1 protein-coding gene and 1 pseudogene are annotated in these 1,109 nt (G+C 73.8%); one reads left to right on the top strand and one right to left on the bottom strand.

Annotation, left to right across the window (positions count from 1 at the left end; translation table 11 throughout):
- Nucleotides 1-541 (bottom strand): enoyl-CoA hydratase/isomerase family protein (locus GTW40_RS06210; protein WP_161179144.1); only part of this gene is annotated, 541 nt, incomplete at its 3' end.
- Between the two features lie 199 nt (nucleotides 542-740).
- On the opposite strand from GTW40_RS06210, the pseudogene GTW40_RS32510 reads away from it, so the two are divergent.
- Nucleotides 741-1,109 (top strand): annotated as a pseudogene (locus GTW40_RS32510) (hypothetical protein); the annotation flags it as partial.

Raw genomic sequence — 1,109 nt, 5'->3', positions numbered from 1 at the left:
CCAGCCGCCCCGCCTCGTCCGCCTCCACGCGCCGCGCCGTGAAGATCAGCTCGGCCGCGCGCGCCGCCCCCACCCGCCGAGGCAGCAGCTGCGTACCGCCGCCGCCCGGGATCACGCCCACCGACACCTCCGGCAGCCCCACCACCGCCGTACCGTCGGCGACGATCAGGTCGCAGGCGAGCGCCAGCTCGAAGCCGCCGCCGAGTGCGAAGCCGTGCACCGCGGCGATGGTCGGCATGGGCAGCTCCAGCACACCGGTGTAGGCCGCCCGCGCCACCGGCCGCTGACGCATGAGGTCCGCGTCGGTGAAGGAGTTCCGCTCCTTGAGGTCCGCCCCGACGCAGAACGCCCGTTCGTGCGAGGAGGTCAGGACGACCACGCGCGCGTCCCGGTCGGCGGCCAACGCCGCGCAGGCAGCCGTGAGCGAGCGGGCCATCTCCGTGGAGACCGCGTTCATGGCCTTGGGCCGGTCCAGCACCAGTTCCGCCACATGCCCGTGCCGCCGCACCAGCACGAACTCCCCGAACCGCTCCTCGCTCATGACACCCTCCGGTTAACGCGGGTTAACTGAATCCGCCTCGATCATCGCAGCCCCGCCGGGCCCAGGGGAAGGCCGACCGACCCCGACGTTGCCCTGACTCGCCCCTGAGACCGCCCTACACCCGTTCGAGTGACATCCCGTTCGACTCCTCCCACACCGCCCACAGCAGCGCATAACGTGCGCGGCGGGGAGGGATGACATGACGCCGAGCAATTCGAGGACACCGGGGACATCGCGGGACGGCCGGTCCGGCACGCCGTCGAAGGACCCCGCCTCCACCAGGCCGATCGCGATCACCCTGGCCGACCTGCCGGAATCGACGGCCGAGCTGACGGAATCGCCCGAGGACACCGCCGTACCCCCGCCACGCCGGGGCAGGCACCGTCGTCCCCGCCCCCGCAAGGTGCTCCTCGCCGCCGGTGGCCTCGCGCTCGCCGCCGGAGTCCTGAGCCTCGTACGCGTCGCCCCGGAGTCCGGCCTCGCCGGGCCCGCCACCGCCGAGGCCGAACCGCAGCACGGCTGGGGCGCCGAGAGCACCGGCGACTCGCCGACCACGGCCGCGACACTC

The sequence above is a fragment of the Streptomyces sp. SID4985 genome (assembly GCF_009863025.1).
Classification (GTDB): Bacteria; Actinomycetota; Actinomycetes; order Streptomycetales; family Streptomycetaceae; genus Streptomyces.
The sequence above is the reverse complement of the archived record's forward strand: the minus strand, read 5'-3'. Positions and strand labels throughout refer to the sequence as shown.